This is a genomic window from Haemophilus parainfluenzae (assembly GCF_036288925.1).
GTDB lineage: Bacteria > Pseudomonadota > Gammaproteobacteria > Enterobacterales > Pasteurellaceae > Haemophilus_D.
This window is the reverse complement of record NZ_CP127167.1, coordinates 1,162,351-1,181,981: the sequence shown is the minus strand read 5'-3', so window position 1 is coordinate 1,181,981 and position 19,631 is coordinate 1,162,351. Positions and strand designations below refer to the sequence as shown.

General features: G+C 40.3%; 19 protein-coding genes and 1 other annotated feature. Of the genes, 4 read left to right on the top strand and 15 right to left on the bottom strand.

Going from position 1 to position 19,631, the window contains the following annotated elements:
• Nucleotides 1-111: 111 nt before the first annotated feature.
• The 3 genes from QQS40_RS06050 (at nt 112) to QQS40_RS06040 (ending at nt 2,886) form a co-directional block, all read left to right on the top strand.
• Nucleotides 112-1,605, top strand: coding sequence for a PTS transporter subunit EIIC (locus QQS40_RS06050; protein ID WP_329504313.1), 1,494 nt, complete (start codon nt 112-114; stop codon nt 1,603-1,605).
• Between the two features lie 121 nt (nt 1,606-1,726).
• On the top strand, nt 1,727-2,080 hold the full coding sequence (locus QQS40_RS06045; RefSeq protein ID WP_128787400.1) for a helix-turn-helix domain-containing protein: 354 nt from the start codon (nt 1,727-1,729) through the stop codon (nt 2,078-2,080).
• Entirely contained in the window at nt 2,065-2,886 is an 822-nt protein-coding gene (locus tag QQS40_RS06040; protein ID WP_329506711.1) for an IS3 family transposase, read from the top strand. The genes QQS40_RS06045 and QQS40_RS06040 overlap by 16 nt, the downstream gene beginning before the upstream one ends.
• Before the next feature lie 46 nt (nt 2,887-2,932).
• Here QQS40_RS06040 and thrC read toward each other — a convergent pair whose 3' ends face one another.
• From thrC to thrA, 3 genes are all read right to left on the bottom strand, one after another.
• On the bottom strand, nt 2,933-4,207 hold the full coding sequence (gene thrC / locus QQS40_RS06035) for a threonine synthase (protein ID WP_329504309.1): 1,275 nt from the start codon (nt 4,205-4,207) through the stop codon (nt 2,933-2,935).
• Nucleotides 4,208-4,285: 78 nt separating this feature from the next.
• The gene (gene thrB / locus QQS40_RS06030; RefSeq protein WP_329504307.1) at nt 4,286-5,230 is read right to left on the bottom strand and encodes a homoserine kinase; all 945 of its coding nucleotides are present in this window, start codon (nt 5,228-5,230) and stop codon (nt 4,286-4,288) included.
• Between the two features lie 12 nt (nt 5,231-5,242).
• Nucleotides 5,243-7,690, bottom strand: a complete 2,448-nt coding sequence (thrA, locus tag QQS40_RS06025) for a bifunctional aspartate kinase/homoserine dehydrogenase I (protein WP_329504305.1) — start codon at nt 7,688-7,690, stop codon at nt 5,243-5,245.
• Nucleotides 7,691-7,722: 32 nt separating this feature from the next.
• Nucleotides 7,723-7,836, bottom strand: a sequence feature (Thr leader region).
• 162 nt (nt 7,837-7,998) lie between these two features.
• On the opposite strand from thrA, the gene QQS40_RS06020 reads away from it, so the two are divergent.
• Nucleotides 7,999-8,703, top strand: coding sequence for a YggS family pyridoxal phosphate-dependent enzyme (locus tag QQS40_RS06020; protein ID WP_289901384.1), 705 nt, complete (start codon nt 7,999-8,001; stop codon nt 8,701-8,703).
• Nucleotides 8,704-8,757: 54 nt separating this feature from the next.
• On the opposite strand, the gene murA is transcribed toward QQS40_RS06020, so the two are convergent.
• The 12 genes from murA to galT all read right to left on the bottom strand — a co-directional run bounded on the left by murA (nt 8,758) and on the right by galT (nt 19,419).
• The gene (murA, locus tag QQS40_RS06015) at nt 8,758-10,038 is read right to left on the bottom strand and encodes a UDP-N-acetylglucosamine 1-carboxyvinyltransferase (RefSeq protein WP_289901330.1); all 1,281 of its coding nucleotides are present in this window, start codon (nt 10,036-10,038) and stop codon (nt 8,758-8,760) included.
• 8 nt (nt 10,039-10,046) lie between these two features.
• Entirely contained in the window at nt 10,047-10,304 is a 258-nt protein-coding gene (locus QQS40_RS06010; protein ID WP_005697151.1) for a BolA family protein, read from the bottom strand.
• A 13-nt stretch (nt 10,305-10,317) separates the two neighbouring features.
• A complete protein-coding gene (locus tag QQS40_RS06005) occupies nt 10,318-10,653 on the bottom strand; it encodes an STAS domain-containing protein (RefSeq protein WP_014064941.1) in 336 nt (111 codons plus the stop codon).
• Nucleotides 10,654-10,657: 4 nt separating this feature from the next.
• On the bottom strand, nt 10,658-11,305 hold the full coding sequence (gene mlaC / locus QQS40_RS06000; RefSeq protein WP_289901331.1) for a phospholipid-binding protein MlaC: 648 nt from the start codon (nt 11,303-11,305) through the stop codon (nt 10,658-10,660).
• A gap of 21 nt (nt 11,306-11,326) precedes the next feature.
• Nucleotides 11,327-11,833, bottom strand: a complete 507-nt coding sequence (gene mlaD / locus QQS40_RS05995; RefSeq protein ID WP_049355493.1) for an outer membrane lipid asymmetry maintenance protein MlaD — start codon at nt 11,831-11,833, stop codon at nt 11,327-11,329.
• 12 nt (nt 11,834-11,845) lie between these two features.
• A complete protein-coding gene (mlaE, locus tag QQS40_RS05990; protein WP_049355494.1) occupies nt 11,846-12,631 on the bottom strand; it encodes a lipid asymmetry maintenance ABC transporter permease subunit MlaE in 786 nt (261 codons plus the stop codon).
• Nucleotides 12,628-13,422, bottom strand: a complete 795-nt coding sequence (mlaF, locus tag QQS40_RS05985; RefSeq protein ID WP_289901332.1) for a phospholipid ABC transporter ATP-binding protein MlaF — start codon at nt 13,420-13,422, stop codon at nt 12,628-12,630. The genes mlaE and mlaF overlap by 4 nt, the downstream gene beginning before the upstream one ends.
• A gap of 72 nt (nt 13,423-13,494) precedes the next feature.
• The gene (lnt, locus tag QQS40_RS05980) at nt 13,495-15,027 is read right to left on the bottom strand and encodes an apolipoprotein N-acyltransferase (protein ID WP_289901333.1); all 1,533 of its coding nucleotides are present in this window, start codon (nt 15,025-15,027) and stop codon (nt 13,495-13,497) included.
• Nucleotides 15,028-15,101: 74 nt separating this feature from the next.
• Nucleotides 15,102-15,998, bottom strand: a complete 897-nt coding sequence (corC, locus tag QQS40_RS05975) for a CNNM family magnesium/cobalt transport protein CorC (protein ID WP_014064936.1) — start codon at nt 15,996-15,998, stop codon at nt 15,102-15,104.
• A 146-nt stretch (nt 15,999-16,144) separates the two neighbouring features.
• Entirely contained in the window at nt 16,145-17,170 is a 1,026-nt protein-coding gene (gene galM / locus QQS40_RS05970) for a galactose-1-epimerase (RefSeq protein ID WP_289901334.1), read from the bottom strand.
• Entirely contained in the window at nt 17,164-18,318 is a 1,155-nt protein-coding gene (gene galK / locus QQS40_RS05965) for a galactokinase (RefSeq protein WP_289901335.1), read from the bottom strand. The genes galM and galK overlap by 7 nt, the downstream gene beginning before the upstream one ends.
• Nucleotides 18,319-18,372: 54 nt before the next feature.
• On the bottom strand, nt 18,373-19,419 hold the full coding sequence (gene galT / locus QQS40_RS05960) for a galactose-1-phosphate uridylyltransferase (RefSeq protein ID WP_049374436.1): 1,047 nt from the start codon (nt 19,417-19,419) through the stop codon (nt 18,373-18,375).
• Between the last annotated feature and the right edge of the window lie 212 nt (nt 19,420-19,631).

Below are 19,631 nucleotides of genomic sequence, written 5' to 3'. Positions count from 1 at the left end.
ACATAAGCTAAAACTCATCAAAGCAAGGTGTTAGATTGAAACTGTGAGCGGTTTCACAGATTTTTCTCTTCAAATACGTTACATTTCGAAAAAGTAATCACAGGAGGTTCTATGTTTAAACAACTTCAACAAGTCGGTAAGGCATTCATGTTGCCGATTGCTATTTTGCCTGCTGCAGGTCTTTTGCTCGGGATCGGTGGTGCGCTTTCCAATAAAGCAACAGTGCAAGCCTATCCAATTTTAAATAATGAGGCGCTGCAAGGTCTGTTTCAGATTATGTCAGCAGCCGGTAGCGTAGTGTTCGCTAATTTAGCCTTATTATTGTGTATTGGTTTAGGTATCGGCTTAGCCAAACGTGACAAAGGCGTTGCAGCTCTCGCTGCCGTTGTTGGTTATCTCATTATGACGGGTACCATTGCCGCATTAATTCCGATTTTCTCTCCTGATGTAAAAAGCATTGATACGGGTGTAATTGGCGCATTGGTGATGGGCTTGATTACCGTTAAATTACACAATCGCTATCACAACATCCAATTACCACAAGTATTAGGTTTCTTTGGCGGCTCTCGCTTTGTGCCAATCGTTACCGCTTTTTCAGCCATTTTTGTTGGATTGGTTTTCTTCCTCATTTGGCCAACCTTCCAACAATGGCTCGTTTCGGCAGGTAAAAGCATCGCCTCTATGGGAAGCTTTGGAACATTCTTATATGGTTTTTTGATGCGATTATCTGGTGCGGTTGGCTTACATCACATGATTTATCCGCTATTTTGGTATTCTGAATTAGGCGGTGTGGAAATGGTTAATGGCGAGATGATTGTCGGTGCACAAAAAATCTTTTTCGCTCAATTAGCCGATCCAAATCACCACGGTTTATTTACTGAAGGGACTCGTTTCTTTGCTGGCCGTTTTGATACCATGATGTTTGGCTTACCAGCAGCCTGCTTAGCCATGTATCACTGTGTACCGAAAAAACGTCGTGCACAAATTGGCGGCTTATTCCTTGGTGCAGCCCTAACCTCTTTCATTACTGGCATTACAGAACCGATCGAATTTATGTTCTTGTTTGTCGCACCATGGCTTTATGTATTCCACGCTTTCTTAGATGGTGTATCTTTCTTTATTGCCGATTATTTAAATATCTCTATCGGGAATACTTTCTCTGGTGGTTTTATTGATTTCTTGCTCTTCGGCATTTTACAAGGTGATGAAAACACTCATTGGTTGCGTGTAATTTTCGTTGGTATTCCTTGGGCACTGCTCTATTATTTCTCTTTCGTTTTCTTGATTCGCATCTTTAATGTAATGACGCCAGGACGTGGTGAAGAAACCGAAGACAATGTAGAACAAGAAACAAGTTCACTGACTGAAAATGCACATAAAATTATTGCAGCATTAGGTAACGCTGAAAATATTGAAAACGTGGATGCGTGTATTACTCGCTTACGTGTTTCTGTTAAGGATGTAAAAGCCGTTGATAAAGCCACACTGAAAAAATTAGGTGCAATTGATGTGCTTGAAGTAGGCGGTGGCGTGCAGGCCATTTTCGGTGCTAAAGCCGTACTCTACAAGAGTGAAGTGAATCAAATCTTAGGAAAAGAAGATTAACTCCTAAAAAATAAAGGGCGTTTATCCCGCCCTTTTGAGAGATAAAACAAAAGTGCGGTCAAAATGATCTGCACCCCAAAAGTTGGACTCAACAAACCAACAATTGAGGTGCAGATTTTTTATGGGTAAACACTACACAATCGAATTTAAATTACAAATTCTTCAACCTATTTTGAATGGAAAAATGAGTATTAGAGAAGCAGCTCGTTTTTACAATATTCCTTCCAACGCCCTAGTCGGGACATGGTTGAAACGGTTTGAAAAAAGTGGCATAAAGGGACTTATTCCCCGTAAACCATCAGGACGACCGCCTATGAAACCTAAATATGCCAGAATGCCACCGCCACCCAAAACTGAAGAAGACCGTTTACGCCTGAGAATTTTACAGCTTGAAGCGGAGGTAGCCTACCTAAAGGAGTTGAGAAGGCTCAGACTTCAGGACGAAGCCGAGCAACGGAAATTATCCAAAGGTTAAGAACACGCTATCCGTTAAAATGGCTTTTAGGCTTTGCACAGTTAGCGCGTAGTACGTTTTTTGCGAAACTTCAGATTAAACCGGATAAGGATGAGGAGCTGAAAAAGGCCATTAAACGCATCAAAGCCAATCATCCTGATTATGGCTACCGACGTGTTCATGCCAGCTTGCCAGGCGTGAATCATAAAAAAGTTCAACGTTTAATGCAGACACTTGGACTTCAAGTGCGGTCAAGAAAAAGCAAGAAATTTACCACCTATCGAGGCACGATAGGGGTGATAGCACCGAATCATCTTGAACGCGATTTTAGTGCAACGGCCCCGAAACAAAAATGGGTGACCGATATCACCGAGTTTAAGGCAAAAGATGGGAGTAAAGTCTATTTATCCCCGATTTTAGACTTATTTAACAATGAGATAGTCTCCTATAACCTCAGCTATTCCCCAAACTGGGCGCAAGTAGAAGACATGTTAATGCAAGCCGTCAAAGGATTAAATAAAGCTTGTGGTGTCATTTTACATTCAGACCAGGGATGGCAATATCAAATGGTAGCTTATCGTCGAATTTTAGCTGAACATGGCATCATTCAAAGTATGTCGAGAAAAGGGAATTGCTTAGATAACGCCGCAATGGAAAGTTTCTTTGGACGATTAAAAACAGAATGTTTTTATGGTCGGGAATTTAAAACAAAAGAAGAGATAGTTGATGCCGTCAGGGATTATTTGGATTACTATAATCATCGACGGATTCAACTAAAATTAAAAGGACTGAGTCCGGTACAATATCGAAAACAATCCTTTAAATAACAGTCTAACTTTTTGGGGTCAGATCAAAATTAACCGCACTTTTTTATTATTTCAGCAAATATGCACGTAATTGTGCAAAATCGTCATCCATTTCATCAGAAAGTAATGGCAATTTATTGTGTTTATCCAACGCTTCTGGCAATGGAAGATCGAGCGAAAGAATACGCTCCACAGACTCTTTAAATTTTGCAGGATGTGCCGTACATAAGAAAATACCGGTTTCATCCGCTTTAAGTTGATCTTTCAATACTTGATAGGCGATTGCACCGTGTGGTTCACATAAATAACCTTTTGCGTACATCGCTTTTAAGGTTTCTTCTGTTTCGCTATCGTTTAACATACCAGAACCTAAATCACTTAAACTCCAGCCATTACGTTTAAATAACTCTTCTACACGAGGCCAGTTGTTCGGGCGACTGACATCCATCGCATTAGAAAGCGTGGCTACAGTCGCTTTAGGAGCCCAATTACCTGATTCTAAATAACGTGGCACGGTATCGTTCGCATTGGTGGAAGCAATAAAGCGTTTAATTGGTAAACCTAATGTTTTCGCAATTAATCCTGCGGTTAAGTTACCGAAGTTACCACTTGGTACAGAAACCACGACGTTATCACGTTTTTCTTTTGGTAATTGCGCTACTGCTTCAAAGTAATAACAAACTTGCGCCAATAAACGGCTAATATTAATAGAGTTCGCTGAGTTTAAACCAATCGCTTGACGTAGTTCTGCATCATCAAACGCTTGTTTGACTAACGCTTGGCATGCATCGAAATCACCATTAATCGCCACAGTGCGAATATTGCCACCTAAAGTACAGAATAGTTTTTCTTGTAATGGGCTGATTTTGCCTTTCGGATATAAAATCACGACATTGATGTTTTCCAACCCGTAAAATGCATGCGCAACTGCCGCACCAGTATCGCCCGAAGTGGCTGTTAAAATAGTAATTTTGCCATCACCACGTACTGCTGCGAGTGCTTGTGCCATAAAACGACCACCAAAGTCTTTAAACGCTAAGGTTGGACCATGAAATAATTCAAGGGCATAAATATTGTCTTCCACTTTTTCTAATGGTGCCATAAAGGTGAACGCATTTTTCACCATCGCATCCAAAGTGGCTTTCGGTAATTCTTCACCGATTAATGCGCCAAGAATTTTTTGGCTACGTTCAACCAATGGTAAGGATAATAACTCGTCAATATCAGTTAAAGCGGGGATCGTTTCCGGAAAGAACAAACCTTGATCTTTGCCAAGTCCTTGACGTACTGCTTGCGCAAAATTCACTTGTTCTTCAGGGTGTTTGATGTTGTACAAATTCATTGTATATCCGTTAATTATAGAGTTTTAATAAAATGTTATTCCCCCTCTTATAAAAGAGGGGATAAAGCGATTTGTTATTTAACCGAGCTCTCTCGCGCCATCATTATCGACCTTACAAACGTGCACAAAGCCTTCATTGTTTTGTAAATAATGATTTTCTAAATAAGTCGCGAGTTTTGTTGCCGTTTGTAAATCGGGTGCGATGGAGAAAATCGTTGGTCCAGAACCTGAAATTCCCGTCGCTAATGCGCCTAAATCACGCGTAGCTTGTTTCACTTCCGCGAAGTTGGGTAATAAAGCCTCACGATAAGGTTCTGCAATCACATCTTTCATCATCATTGCTGCAAGGTTTTCTTGATGAGTGTGACATGCGTGCACAAAGCCACCTAAATGCCGACCATGAGAAATCACATCTTGACGTGTGTAGCTTTTTGGTAAAATTGCACGTGCTTCAGCGGTTGAAACCTCAATGCCTGGGTAAGCTAAGACCCAATACCAATTATCAAAAAATGGCAGTTTTTGGCAAATGTTACCGAGGGATTGTACCATAAATTGCACTCCGCCTAAGTAACAAGGTGCCACATTATCATAATGGATAGAACCAGAAATACGACCTTCTAACTCGCCCATCATTTCTAACAATTCCATTTTTGAAAATGCTTCATCGTGGAATTTATTTAATGCCACTAATGCAGCCACAATAGAACAGGCACTTGAGCCTAATCCCGAACCAATCGGCATATTTTTCTCAAGGGTCAAACGCAATGGTTTGACTCTCACATTGCGTAATTTTAATTGCTCACTAAACAGCACATAGGCCTGATACACGATATTTTTTTGCGGCTCTTTTGGCAATTTACGCACAAAATAGCCCGCACTTTCGAGCTCGAAACCACTTAGAATAGACTCAATCTGTACGACATCACCTAATAATGAACCATCAATCGGTGAAATGGCTGCGCCTAATGTGTCAAACCCTACACTAATATTTGCACTCGATGCTGGAGCATAAATTCTTAACATGTTAAGTCCTTTTTAGTGGTGTAATGTTCTTAAAATATCCGCAAAGATGCCTGCTGCAGTCACGGCATTACCCGCACCGTAGCCACGTAATAGCAACGGAATTGGTTGATAATAACGCGTATAGAATGCAAGGGCATTTTCACCGTCTTTCACCTTATACAATGGATTATTTTGATCCACTGCAATGATTGACACTTTGCAATGGCCATCTTTAATTTGGCCTACGTAACGCAATACTTTGCCTTCTGCTTTCGCAGCTTCAACACGCGCTTTAAATTCCGCATCTAATTGTGGCAACATCGCCATAAATTCATCGGCTGATTTGCCTTCAGAGAAGCCTTTCGGTAACACGCCTTCCACTTCCACATCGGAAAGCTCAAGTTCTAGACCTGCTTCACGCGCTAAAATAAGCAATTTACGTGCCACATCTTGACCCGATAAATCATCTCGAGGATCGGGCTCTGTAAAGCCTTTTTCTCGAGCAAGTGCGGTCACTTCAGAAAGAGAAAGTCCTTCTTCTAATTTACCGAAGATGAAAGAAAGCGAGCCAGATAAAATACCCTCAAAATACTCAAGTTCATCTCCCGCTGCCAATAAATTCTGTAAGTTTTCGATAACAGGTAAACCTGCGCCTACGTTGGTTTCATACAAGAATTTATGTTGACTCGCTTGGGCATTGTGACGTAATTCATGGTAATAGGCTAATTCACGGGTATTCGCTTTTTTGTTTGGGGTTACCACGTGGAAGCCTTCTTTTAACGCACGCGCATAAAGTCCTGCGACCGATTCAGCTGTTGTACAATCAACAAAGACTGGGTTCACCACGTGATGTAATTTAATGAAAGATAACAACACATCAAAATCAGAAGGTTGGGTTGCATTTTCAAGGTCTGCTTTCCAATTATCTAAATTCAACCCGTTTTCATCCAAAAGCATTTTTGTTGAATTCGCTAAGGCACAAACACGGATTTCAATATCCTTCTTTGCAAGGTACTCTTTTTGTTGTTTGATTTGTTCAATCAATTCACCGCCTACACCACCGACGCCGACTAGAAACATATCGACGACTTTCTTATTATTAAAAAGGGCTTGGTGAGTCGCTTTCACAGCTTCAATCGCTTTATTTTGCGCCACTACTGCTGAAATTGAACGTTCAGAAGAACCTTGTGCAATTGCTACTAAGCTAATATTCGCTTGAGCCAATGCAGAGAAGAAACGAGCAGCAATACCCTTAGCTTGTTTCATACCATCGCCCACAACAGAGATAATAGAAAGATCTTTTGCCACTTCAATTGGTTCTAAGTCATGGGCTTTTAATTCTGTCGCAAATTCTTGTTCTAAAATCGCTTTCGCAGCATCTGCTGATTTTACTGGCACACAGAAACTAATACTGTATTCAGAAGAAGATTGAGTGATTAAAATCACCGAAATACCAGCTTTTGACATCGCAGAGAAAACGCGAGCGGCCATTCCCACCATACCTTGCATACCAGGTCCTGAAACGTTAAACATCGCCACGTTATCAAGGTTAGTAATCCCTTTCACTTGTAAACCTTCAGATTTTACATGACCATCAATTACAGAACCTGGCGCAGATGAGTTACCCGTATTTTTAATTACACATGGAATTTGTTTTGGTAATAATGGACCAATTGTACGCGGATGGATCACTTTCGCACCAAAATAAGAAAGTTCCATTGCTTCACGATAAGAAAGGCTTGGTAATAAACGTGCATCTGGTACTAAACGTGGATCACAAGTATAAACGCCGTCTACATCAGTCCAGATTTCGCAAACAGATGCGTCTAAACAAGCCGCTAAACAAGCGGCTGAATAATCAGAACCATTACGCCCTAATAACACTAATTCACCTTTGTCATTACAAGCGGTAAAACCTGCCATTAAGACAACTTTATCTTTTCCGATACTCTTCGCATCAACGCGTTTTGTCGATTCTTCAATATCAACTGACGATTCTAAGTAGCCGCCTTGTGCTAATAATTGCTTAACCGGATCTACAATGTGAACACTGTATCCACGTGCTTCAAACCATGCTTTCATCATCGCAATCGATAATTTTTCACCTCGGCAGTCAATGGTTGCTTTCACTTTATCTTCTACTTTGCCAGCTTGGCGGATTTCTTCTAATAAACCTTGAATTTGGGTAAATTCTGCATCAATAATAGCTTTGATAGCGGCAAGATCAAATTTATTATTTTCAGCATACAAACCATTAATGATGTTATAGAAAATTTCAATGGCTTCGTCAAAGTGGGTATCGGTTGGTTGGTTTAATGCAGCTTTTTCAGAGAGGGCAACAAGATGATTGGTGATTTTAGCAGGAGCGGATAACACACCGGCTGCTTGTTCTTCTAAATGAGCTTTTTCGATTAATTGAGCCGCTTGCGAGAAACGCTCAGGGTTGGCTAATGAAGTGCCACCAAATTTTAATACGCGCATGATAATATCCTCAGATGTTGTGATTTTTAAATATTAAAAAACCCGCACTAGATTGATGCGGGTTTTCCTGATCCTGTTTGCTACGCACTAACCCGCCCCATTAATTGTCGTAATGGTCATAATAATGGTGGTAATAGTGAAAGTGCGGTTATTTTTCATTGTATTTTTACCTTGAAAAAAGATATGTTTAGAAATACCGAAAAAGCGCAAGTTTGTCAAACATAAAATCGAAAAAGTGAAGCTTTTTTCCTAAAAATCATTACGTTGGTGTAGAATAAGAAAACTTAACATTGCTCAGGAAGGAAATGATGACAATTCAACAATCACTCGAAAACATTCATCAACAAATCCAAACATCTACTCAACTTGCACATCGTCCTGAAAGTGCGGTCACTTTATTGGCAGTTTCTAAAACCAAACCCAATGAAGCAATTTTAGAAGCCTATCAAGCCGGACAAAAAGCATTTGGGGAGAACTACGTTCAAGAAGGCGTAGATAAAATTCAGTATTTTGAAGCACAGAATATTCAACTTGAATGGCATTTTATTGGGCCATTACAATCTAATAAAACGCGTCTTGTCGCTGAACATTTTGATTGGATGCAAACGCTAGAACGTGCCAAAATTGCCGATCGTTTAAATGAACAACGCCCTACCAATAAAGCGCCTTTGAATGTTTTAATTCAAATTAATATCAGTGATGAAGCCAGTAAATCAGGTATTCAACCGAGTGAAATGATTGAGTTGGCAAAACACATTGAAAATCTACCGCACTTATGTTTACGTGGATTAATGGCGATTCCTGCACCAACAGATAATATTGCTGAACAAGAAGCCGCCTTTAGCCAAATGAAACAATTATTTGAGCAGCTTAAAGTCGCCTTGCCTCATCAGCAAATTGATACGCTTTCTATGGGAATGACCGATGATATGCAAAGTGCCATCAAATGTGGCTCAACGATGGTACGCATTGGTACGGCCATTTTTGGGGCGAGAGATTATTCAAAAAAATAATGAATAGAGAATAAAAAAGCGGTCAAAATTGACCGCTCTTTGATCAGAATTTAATTAAACTTCTTCACTCTTTTCAGAGAAACGTTCAATCTTCGCACCTAAACAACGAAGTTTATCCTCAACGTGCTCATAACCACGATCGATGTGATAAATACGATCTACGATAGTTTCACCACTTGCGATACATCCTGCTAACACAAGACTGATTGATGCGCGTAAATCTGTCGCCATCACTTCTGCACCAGAAAGATGCTCAACACCGTGACAAACTGTCGTGTTACCTTCAATCTCAGCTTTACCACCCATACGAATTAATTCTGGAATGTGCATAAAGCGATTTTCAAAGATGGTTTCAGTAATGATACTTGTGCCTTCAGCCACCATGTTTAATAAGGTGAACTGTGCTTGCATATCTGTTGGGAAGCCTGGATGTGGTGCAGTACGAATATTGACAGCTTTCGGACGATTGCCATACATATCCAATGTAATGCTATCTTCAGTCACTTCAACTTCTGCGCCTGCTTCACGGAGTTTATCAATCACCGCATCCATGGTATCTGCTTTGGTATTTTGACATACCACGCGACCACCAGAAATGGCACCCGCAATTAAGAATGTACCGGTTTCAATACGATCTGGCACAATGCTGTGCTCGCAGCCTGTTAAGCGGTCAACACCTTCAACGACAATGTGATCTGTCCCGGCACCTGTAATTTTCGCCCCCATTTTGTTGAGGAAATCTGCCGTATCAACAATTTCTGGCTCGCGAGCAGCGTTTTCAATGATTGTTGTACCTTTTGCAAGTGTTGCAGCCATCATGATAGATAAAGTTGCACCGACACTCACTTTTTCCATCACAATACGTGTACCTACAAGACGATCTGCAACAACCGCTTTAACATAACCTTCATCAAGCTCAATTGTTGCACCGAGTTTTTCTAAGCCGCTAATGTGAAGATCAACCGGACGTGCACCGATAGAACAACCACCTGGTAAAGAAACTTGACCTTGATTAAAACGAGCCACCAACGGTGCTAGTGCCCAAATAGAGGCTCGCATGGTTTTTACTAATTCATACGGTGCAACGAAGTGATCAATTTTAGAACAATCTAATAATACAGCACCTTCAGCATCACGCTCTGCCACCACACCAAGTTTGTGCAAGATTTTTAAGGTTGTATCAATATCTTTTAGTTCTGGTACGTTTGTTAATTTAACCGGCTCAGTTGCCAAAATTGCAGCAAAAAGAATAGGAAGTGCAGCATTTTTTGCACCTGAGATGGTCACAGTACCACTTAAGCGAGATTGCCCGCCATAAACACGAAATTTTTCCATAGAAAATCCTAGCTTGCTTGATGTAATAGACGATCCATTTTCCACTTTGCAGTGGTATAGGTTTTAATCGTTAAAGCGTGAATTTCGCCAGTTTGAAAGTAAGGCATTAATGGCGCGTAGATGGTTTGTTGCTGTTTTAATTTAGAAAGTGCTGAGATTTCATCACTTACTACAATCACACCAAAGTGAGCATTTTCACCTTGAGCATAAACCTCATCTACATTCAGGCTTTCTTTTAAAATACGTTCAATTTCTTGCAGTTCCATTCGGATTTCCGTTTTAATTATGGTCGATAAAAGTGCTAATCCAATGAGATAAATTCACTAAATCAGCAAGGGTTAATAGCTGTTCTGGAGGGTTTATCAACCGCACTTTTTTATTTGGTAACTGCTCGCAATCGTGTAGAAAATCACACAATAATGCAAAACCAGCAGAATCAATTCGATTGATTTCAGTTAAATCAAATTCAATGAGACTTTGATTGTTTTGCTTTTCTGATAAAAAAGAAGCACGTTGTTGCCATAATGGTAACAACGTGTTGCGGGATAGCTCCCCCGATAATTGGAGAGCTATCTTATCATTATTTTGGATTAAATCCCACTTTAACGCAGTCATTCGCTTATTTGCTCAATGTCACTGGTGCTGCAGCAGATTTTTGAATTTGAGCAGTTAATGCTTCAATACCTTGTTGACGTAAGATACCGCTCCATTCATTTTGTTTAGTGACAACCATGCTCACGCCTTCTGCAACCATGTCATAAGCTTGCCATTCGCCAGTTTTACTGTTTTTACGCCATTTAAAATCTAATTTGATTGGCGCTTGCCCACCATTTTGTACAATATTAACACGAATGCTCACTAGGTTTTTATCACCTACCTCTTTAGCCGGTTCAATTTGAATATTTTGATCAGTGTAAGCGGTTAACACTTGTGCATAAGCTTGTTCAATAAAATCGCTGAATGCTTTAAAGAATTTTTCACGTTGTTCTGGTGTGGTTGATTTAAAGTGTGAACCTAACACCAAAGAACCTGCATAGTTTACTTGCACGTAAGGTAATAAATCGTTACGCACGATAGTACGTAAATAATTTGGATCCTTTTTAATTTTTGCCTGATTGTTTTTTATATCGGCAAATAACTTATCTGATGCTTGTTGCATCAACACATAAGGACTGGTTTCTGCACGTACAGTTTGAGTCACAAAAAGCGTAGCCACTGCAAATGCCATTAGGCTAAACCATTTTTTTAACTGAATAAATTTCATCATAAATCTCCCAAATAAAGATTATTATTTTACATCTGGTTCTGCTTTGTCAGCATTACCATCTACTTTTTTATCACCGTAAAGGAACTGACCGATTAAATCTTCCAATACCATTGCGGATTTCGTGTCTTGAATTTGGCTACCGTTTTTTAGCATTGCGGTTTCACCATCATCAAACCCCATGCTTAAAGCGATATATTGCTCCCCCAATAATCCCGATGTTTTGATCGATAACGAACTGTTTTCCGGAATTTCTTGATATTCTTCATTAATCGCAATACTGACTTTTGGTAAGTACGATTTTTCGTCTAACTTAATATCAGACACGCGACCAATGACTACCCCACCAAGTTTAAGTGGCGCTCGGACTTTTAGTCCACCAATATTGTCAAAAGTTGCAGTCACTGTGTAAGATTTTGTTTCACCAAAACCTTGTACATTTGCTACGCGTAAGCCTAGAAACACTAACGCAGCGATACCGAGTAGTAAAAATAAGCCTACCCAAAATTCATATTTAATTGTTTGTCGCATAAAAATACCCTATTAGCCTGCCCCAAACATAATGGCAGTTAAGATGAAATCGAGCCCAAGTACCACAAGTGATGCGTGGACAACTGTTCTAGTTGTGGCTTGACTGATACCTTCAGATGTTGGAATACAATCATAACCATTGAATAACGCAATCCACACCACCGCAATGGCGAAAAATACGCTTTTAATAAATCCGTTTAGAATGTCATAGCTCCAGCTGACAGCATTTTGCATCACTGACCAGAAGCTACCTGCATCGACACCTTTCCAATCCACGCCAACAAGCGAGCCGCCCCAAATACCAATCGCGGTAAAGAGAATCGCAAGAATTGGCATCGCAATCACGCCCGCCCAAAAACGCGGTGCAATCACACGACGTAATGGATCGACTGCCATCATTTCAAGGCTGGAAAGTTGTTCTGTGGCTTTCATCAAGCCAATTTCAGCCGTTAGTGCTGAACCCGCTCGACCCGCAAATAAAAGTGCGGTCACTACTGGACCTAATTCACGTAATAAAGACAGTGCCACAAGTTGACCAAGGCTGGTTTCTGCAGAAAAATCTACCAAGACTACATAGCCTTGTAAACCTAACACCATACCAATAAATAAACCTGAAAGCAGGATAATTAATAACGACTGTACACCTAATACGTACAACTGCTTCACTAATAAAGGAAAATGTTGACGAATTTGTGGCTTACCGACTAACGCACCAAACAACATAAAGCCGGATCGGCCTAATGCACGGAAAAATTTGATTACGCTTCGTCCAAGTGAAGAAATCATATCAACAATCATTTAAATAATTCCTCCACATAATCACCTGCCGGATAATGGAATTTTACCGGACCATCCGCTTCACCTTTCAAGAACTGCACCACTTGCGGATCTTGGCTCGCGAGCAGTTGCTCTGATGTTCCTTCGGCAATCACATGCTTATCCGCAATAATATAGGCATAATCTGCAATACTTAATATTTCATTCACATCATGGGAAACCACAATAGAGGTTAACTTCAGTGCTTCGTTCAAGCGTTTAATTAAGCTCACGATCACGCCCATGCTGATTGGATCTTGCCCTGTAAACGGCTCATCAAACATGATTAAATCTGGGTCAAGTGCGATCGCTCGAGCTAATGCTGCACGACGCGCCATCCCCCCAGAAAGCTCCGAAGGCATCAAATCTGCCGCACCTCGTAAGCCCACTGCTTCTAATTTCATCAATACAATTTGACGAATTAGACTTTCTGGTAAACGCGTATGCTCGCGAATCGGAAATGCCACGTTATCAAACGTTGAAATATCCGTAAATAATGCACCTGATTGGAATAACATTCCCATGCGTTTACGCACTTCATAAAGCTCTCGATTTGAAAGACGACAAATATCTTGTCCATCAAACAAAATCTCGCCTTGTTCAGGATGCAACTGACCGCCAATTAATTTCAGTAGCGTGGTTTTTCCGATCCCTGATGGCCCCATGATGGCCGTAATTTTGCCCTGTTGGACTTTCAAATTCAGGTTATCGTAAATCACACGCTCACCTCGTTTAAAGGTCAGGTTTTTGACTTCGATTAGATTTTTATTCATTAAAATCTCATTGGTTTTATAAGAAGAAATTTATTTTTCTCTCACGTTAAAAAAGTGCGGTCGTTTTGACTGCTATTTTTGTGAAAGGTTCAAGCGACGTTTTAATAACGTCGTGAAGCCACGTAATAACACAAAAATTAATGACAACACATAAATAGGTAAATTACCTAATGCTGCATAAGGCGTTTTGCCTTCTGTTGGCACCATTTTATGGGTCAGCGTTGTTTCCTCAAATTGAGGCGCTTGCGCTTCAATGTTACCTTTTGCATCAATAAACACTGAAATCCCTGTATTCGTTGCACGAATTAATGGTTTACCTAATTCGAGCGCGCGCATTCTAGCCATTTGTAAATGCTGCCAAGGGCCAATGCTATCACCAAACCATGCATCATTAGAAATCGTCAGCAAATAATCGGTTTCTTTTTTCAGATTTTCACGAAGTTGCTCACCAAAAATAATTTCATAGCAAATAGCTGGCGCAAAAGCATGTTGTTTTGCCATAAAAGATGGCTGTACCGCATCGCCACTTTGGAACGCAGACATTGGCAAATTAAATACGGAATTAAGTGGGCGCAACAAACTTTCTAACGGCACATATTCACCGAATGGCACGAGATGATGTTTGCTGTAACGATTTTTTGTCGTCAACTCATAAGGAAAATCAGAATTCCCAGCCGTCACAATCGAATTTAATAATTTACCGCTTTGCTCATCACGATATACGGTACCAATCATTACTTCCGTGTTTTTCTCTTTTGCGACTTTATCTAAAGCTTCAAAAAATGGCGTAATCGCATTTTCAAGGGTTGGCAATGCTGACTCAGGTAAAATAATCAAATCAGACTTGCCTAAATGTGTCAAAATTTGTTTTTGATAGATGTCTACTGTAGCATAAAGATATTCAGGATCCCATTTTAAATTTTGCTCAATATTGCCTTGTGCAAGCGTGACAGTTAGTCCTTTACCTTCTTTGGGTTGAACAAAATTCATCTTACCAGCATAAGCGCTTAATCCACCCACAACCAATAAGAGCAATGCATTCACACTGACTAAATTCCATTGTTTTTTCGATAGTGAAAAAACAAGATTAAAAATGACCGCACTTGCCCAAACGGTAAAGAATGTCATCCCCGTGACACCAAAGATCGGCGCAATCCCGTAAAACGGACTGTCTATTTGGGTATAACCAAATTGTAACCAAGGAAAACCGGTAAACACCCAACCACGCAAAAATTCAGTCAATGTCCAAATCGCAGCAAAAATGACCGCACTTTGCACCTGAAAACGCTGCACGAAATAAGTGAAAAGCATTGGATAAAGTGCTAGGTAGGCCGAAAGTAAGCCCACCAAGAGATAGCTCACACCAAGGGAAGCCCCACCAAATTGATGAATGCTAACATTTAACCAACTTACACCAAAACAGAAAAAGCCCATCGACCACAAAAAAGTAGCAAAAAGTGCGGTTGATTTTTTGGCATTTTTCGCTACAAAAAGTAATCCGCCTAAGGATACATAGGCTAATCCCCAATAATCAAACGGTGAAAAAGCAAATACGCCAATTACCCCAGAAATCAAGGCTATAAGATAAACGACTAATTTATTCATTTTATCCATACTATAAAAAAATATTCCCCCTCTTCAGCAAAGAGGGGGCCAAGAATACGGTCAAACTGAGTAACTTACTCAGCTTGTTCTTCTACACCTTCCATATCTGACAAATGCTCATCTGGCACGGTTACACGTACCTGAATCAAACGACGGCTATCGGCAGAGGTCACTTTAAATTGAATATTTTCTAAGGTAATTTCTTCACCGCGCTTAGGCAAATACCCAAAGGCTTGCATGATTAAACCACCAATGGTATCCACTTCTTCATCATCGAAATGCGTATTAAATTGGGCATTAAAATCATCAATATCTGTTAATGCACGCACCGCATAAGTGTGACGAGAAAGCTGACGAATATCCGCGACATCTTCCTCATCAAATTCGTCTTCAATATCACCGACAATTTGTTCGAGAATATCTTCGATAGTCACCAAACCTGATACTGCACCAAACTCATCCACCACAATCGCCATATGGAAACGCTCAGAGCGAAAATCTTTTAACATACGATCGACACGTTTACTTTCCGGCACTATCACGACTGGACGTAATAACTTGGACAACTCGAATTCTTCTGCATCTTCACGTAAAAACTTAAGCAAATCTTTCGCGTGCAAAATACCTTCAATATTATCGCGGTCATCCGTATCTGCAATTACAGGAAAACGAGAGTGAGCGGATTCAATAATGGTATTCAAACAAGCATCGAGATCTTGATTCGATTCAATAAATACGATTTGCGAGCGAGGAATCATGATATCGCGTACACGAAGCTCAGCGATTTCCATTACTCCTTCAATCATTTCACGAGTGTTTTGATCGATTAAATCGTTTTGTTCTGAATCGCGAATCACCTCCACGAGTTCCTCACGGTTTTTCAGCTCACCTTGGAAAAAGCGGCCAATAAGTGATTGGAAAAAAGACTTTTTAGTTGTTTCAGTTTGATTACTCGAATGTTCTTCGTTCATAAAATTAAATGCGTTACTGTCGGATTGACTGCGTAAAAAGTAGCATATTTTGACAAAAATCGCAAAAAACTTAAGCTAAATGGCTGAAAATAAAGTGCGGTTAAAAACTTGGTAATTTTTAACCGCACTTTTATTAATTGATTAAACTATTTAAACCTAAACTCTGTCCACTGGTAATAGCGTTCACCTGCTTTTTGAATACCGCCATAATTTTGCCATTCGGGGTGGTTTGGGGTATCGGGAAGACATTGGGTTTCAAGGGCGATGCCATTGAAATCTTGATAAGTGCTATCTTCACGAGTTGGAGTGCCGGCAAGATAGTTTCCCGTATAAACCTGTAACGCCGCTTGGGATGTGAGTACTTCAAGGCTTAAATCTTCATTAGGGGAAGTCAATAATACACAAGGCTTTTGCCATGCTTTATTGACAATAAAGGAATGATCGTAACCTTTTGTTACCACTTGATCGCCTTGTTGAAAATCTTTTACGATTGGTTTTGCAACACGAAAATCAAAGCTGGTATTCACCACATGTTTAAGTGGTGAATTTGGGATGCCTTCACCATCAACCGGCAGATAAAAATCCGCATTAAGGCGTAGTGTATGATTTCGCACATCACAGCCCTGCTCAGCATTTTCTAAATTGAAATAAGCGTGGTTTGTTAAATTAAGCGCGGTATCTTTATCACTTTCTGCTTCGTATTCAATTTTTACGCTATTTTCATCAGTCAGTGTGTAAAGCACATTAACCTGCACATTACCTTCAAAACCTTGATCACCATCGGGAGACACAAGGGAAAAACGCACAAAATTCTGACCGCACTCTTCCACTTTCCAACGGCGTTTATCAAAGCCTTCTTTACCACCATGTAATTGATGTTTGCCTTGATTCTCAACCAGCTGAATTGTTCGCTCACCTAATTCAAATTTGGCGTTAGCAATACGGTTTGCATAGCGCCCTACGCTTGCGCCCAAATAAGCAGTTTGATGAGGATAATCCTCCACTTTGCAGCCAAGTAACACTTCTCGCAACTCACCATTCACAGGGACTTTACAAGAAAGCCAAGTGGCTCCCCAATCCATAAATTGCACGATCATGCCATTTGAATTGGTGAGTTGAACAAGTTGATAAGGCTGTCCATCTGGTGCATTGAACGCCGTTTTTTCTAGCATAGACTCACTCCTTGTGAGGCTGTGCAAACGTAGAAATCTTCTTTTAAACCCGTTTGTTTTTCATAATTATCGGCAATAATTTTACGCACGGCTTCGACTTTATCATGAGGCGCAAGGGCAACAATACAGCCACCGAAACCACCGCCTGTCATTCTCGCACCACCGGTTTTACCAATCACTAATTGAGCGAGTTCAACAAGATAATCGATTTGCGGCACGGTAATCTCGAAATCATCGCGCATTGATTCGTGAGATTGCCCCATTAATTCACCTAATTTTGTTAAATCGTTATGTTTTAAGGCTTCAACGGCATCAAGTACGCGTTGGTTTTCAGTCACCACATGGCGTGCACGTTTAGCCACTAAAGAATTAAGTGCGGTCAATTCTGCTTCTCTTTTTTGGAATTCTTCTACTGACACATCACGCAGCGCTTTCACACCAAAGAATTCTGCCGCTTTTTCACATTGCCAACGGCGTGTATTGTATTCACCCGTCACCAAATCATGCGGTACATTTGAGTTCACAATAATAACAGCGACATCTTTCGGCACAGGCGTTGGCTGTGTTTCTAAACTACGGCAATCAATCATTAATAGATGATCTTTTTGTCCTAAAGCCGAAATTAATTGATCCATGTTCCCACAATTTGCGCCTACAAATTTGTTTTCAGCTTTTTGACCAATTAAAGCAATCTCTGTATGTGTTAAAGGTAAATCACTGAGTTGTTGGCAGAACTTACCCGTCGCTACTTCAAGAGCAGCAGAAGAACTCAAACCAGAAGAATGTGGCACATTTCCGGAAATCACTAAATCAGCACCTTGTTTAAATTGTGGGCAACGTTCTTGAATAAATTTCACGACACCACGCACATAATTCGCCCATTTTTGCTCACTTTGAGGGAAATCTTCATCAAGAGAAAAGGTATCCTCAAGATCAAGATCGGCGGCATAAACATGCCAAATATGATCAGCACGTTTTAATCCTGCAATAGCTGTACCATAATTGATCGCACAAGGCATCACAAAGCCATCATTATAGTCGGTATGTTCGCCGATAATATTTACACGACCTGGTGCATATACGGTCAGTTCAGGTTGCTTGTTATATTTTTGCGTAAAAATGTGTTGGGATTTTTGAACTGGAGTCATATTATTTTCCTTTCTCTTTCACACTCCCTCTTAACTCAAGAGGGAAAGGATTTCTTAACGTTCTTTATAGTGTACTTCGCTTAACGCACGTAATCTTTCTGCCGCTTGTTCAGCGGTGAGGTCACGTTGGCTTTCACCTAGCATTTCATAACCCACCATAAATTTGCGAACCGTAGCTGAACGCAACAATGGTGGATAAAAATGTGCATGAAGCTGCCAATGTTCGTTATCTTCACCATTAAATGGTGCTGCATGGAAGCCCATCGAATAAGGGAAAGACGTTTCAAATAAGTTATCGTATTTCGTTGCCAATTTTTTCAATATCACGGCAAGATCTTTAGCTTGAGCTTCAGTTAATTCTGTTAAGCGTTTTACATGCAATTTAGGCAACAACAGGGTTTCAAACGGCCACACCGCCCAATAAGGCACAACCGCAACCCAATGCTCGGTTTCCACCACAATACGTTCTTTTTTCTCTAATTCTTTTTGAACGTAATCCACTAAAAGTACCGAACCGTGTTTTTCATAATAATTTCGTTGAGCAACATCTTCACGTGCGACTTCATTCGGTAAAAAGCTATTTGCCCAAATTTGTCCGTGCGGATGTGGATTGGAACATCCCATTGCCGCGCCTTTATTTTCGAAAATCTGTACCCACTGATATTTTTGACCCAGTTCACGCAATTGCTCTTGCCACACTTTAATCACTTCTTCAATTTCAAGTGCGGTCAATAACGGCAATGTTTTACTATGATCTGGCGAAAAACAAATAACACGGCTTTCACCACGAGCTTGGCTCATTTGGAAAAGAGGATCGGCTGATTGCTCTGGCGCGGGTGTATCTTCTAATAAAGCCGAGAAATCATTTTTGAATACATAAGGTTTATGGTAATCCGGATTAGGTTCGCCCGTGATACGTTTATTACGCGGGCAAAGATAACAATTTGGATCGTGGCTTGGCTTTTGTTCCTCACTCACTTTTTCTTGTTGCCCCTGCCATGGACGTTTAGCACGATGTGGCGAGACTAAAACCCATTGGTCAATTAACGGATTATAACGACGATGTGGATGATCTGTCGGTTCAAATACGGTTTCGCTCATATTTTTGCTCCAAAATGTAAACGATTACAAAAAATTTTCTCATAAGATAACAAATTAAAAAAAATAAACCGTGATCATTATCACAAAATCAGGAAATAAGCCGCTCATTCAATCACTTTTTTGTGACGAATGTAGCATTTTTGAAAGTAACCGCTTTCAATTTTATTCAAATTTACTATGATAATTGCTATGAAAAAATGAATGAGAGCCCT

What these genes read in the sequence shown, in the direction of transcription:
- QQS40_RS06050 (WP_329504313.1), top strand. Translation starts at nt 112, where the DNA reads ATGTTTAAACAACTTCAACAAGTCGGTAAGGCATTCATGTTGCCGATT.
- QQS40_RS06045 (WP_128787400.1), top strand. Translation starts at nt 1,727, where the DNA reads ATGGGTAAACACTACACAATCGAATTTAAATTACAAATTCTTCAACCT.
- thrC (WP_329504309.1), bottom strand. Translation starts at nt 4,207, where the DNA reads ATGAATTTGTACAACATCAAACACCCTGAAGAACAAGTGAATTTTGCG.
- thrB (WP_329504307.1), bottom strand. Translation starts at nt 5,230, where the DNA reads ATGTTAAGAATTTATGCTCCAGCATCGAGTGCAAATATTAGTGTAGGG.
- thrA (WP_329504305.1), bottom strand. Translation starts at nt 7,690, where the DNA reads ATGCGCGTATTAAAATTTGGTGGCACTTCATTAGCCAACCCTGAGCGT.
- QQS40_RS06020 (WP_289901384.1), top strand. Translation starts at nt 7,999, where the DNA reads ATGACAATTCAACAATCACTCGAAAACATTCATCAACAAATCCAAACA.
- murA (WP_289901330.1), bottom strand. Translation starts at nt 10,038, where the DNA reads ATGGAAAAATTTCGTGTTTATGGCGGGCAATCTCGCTTAAGTGGTACT.
- QQS40_RS06010 (WP_005697151.1), bottom strand. Translation starts at nt 10,304, where the DNA reads ATGGAACTGCAAGAAATTGAACGTATTTTAAAAGAAAGCCTGAATGTA.
- QQS40_RS06005 (WP_014064941.1), bottom strand. Translation starts at nt 10,653, where the DNA reads ATGACTGCGTTAAAGTGGGATTTAATCCAAAATAATGATAAGATAGCT.
- mlaC (WP_289901331.1), bottom strand. Translation starts at nt 11,305, where the DNA reads ATGATGAAATTTATTCAGTTAAAAAAATGGTTTAGCCTAATGGCATTT.
- mlaD (WP_049355493.1), bottom strand. Translation starts at nt 11,833, where the DNA reads ATGCGACAAACAATTAAATATGAATTTTGGGTAGGCTTATTTTTACTA.
- mlaE (WP_049355494.1), bottom strand. Translation starts at nt 12,631, where the DNA reads ATGATTGTTGATATGATTTCTTCACTTGGACGAAGCGTAATCAAATTT.
- mlaF (WP_289901332.1), bottom strand. Translation starts at nt 13,422, where the DNA reads ATGAATAAAAATCTAATCGAAGTCAAAAACCTGACCTTTAAACGAGGT.
- lnt (WP_289901333.1), bottom strand. Translation starts at nt 15,027, where the DNA reads ATGAATAAATTAGTCGTTTATCTTATAGCCTTGATTTCTGGGGTAATT.
- corC (WP_014064936.1), bottom strand. Translation starts at nt 15,998, where the DNA reads ATGAACGAAGAACATTCGAGTAATCAAACTGAAACAACTAAAAAGTCT.
- galM (WP_289901334.1), bottom strand. Translation starts at nt 17,170, where the DNA reads ATGCTAGAAAAAACGGCGTTCAATGCACCAGATGGACAGCCTTATCAA.
- galK (WP_289901335.1), bottom strand. Translation starts at nt 18,318, where the DNA reads ATGACTCCAGTTCAAAAATCCCAACACATTTTTACGCAAAAATATAAC.
- galT (WP_049374436.1), bottom strand. Translation starts at nt 19,419, where the DNA reads ATGAGCGAAACCGTATTTGAACCGACAGATCATCCACATCGTCGTTAT.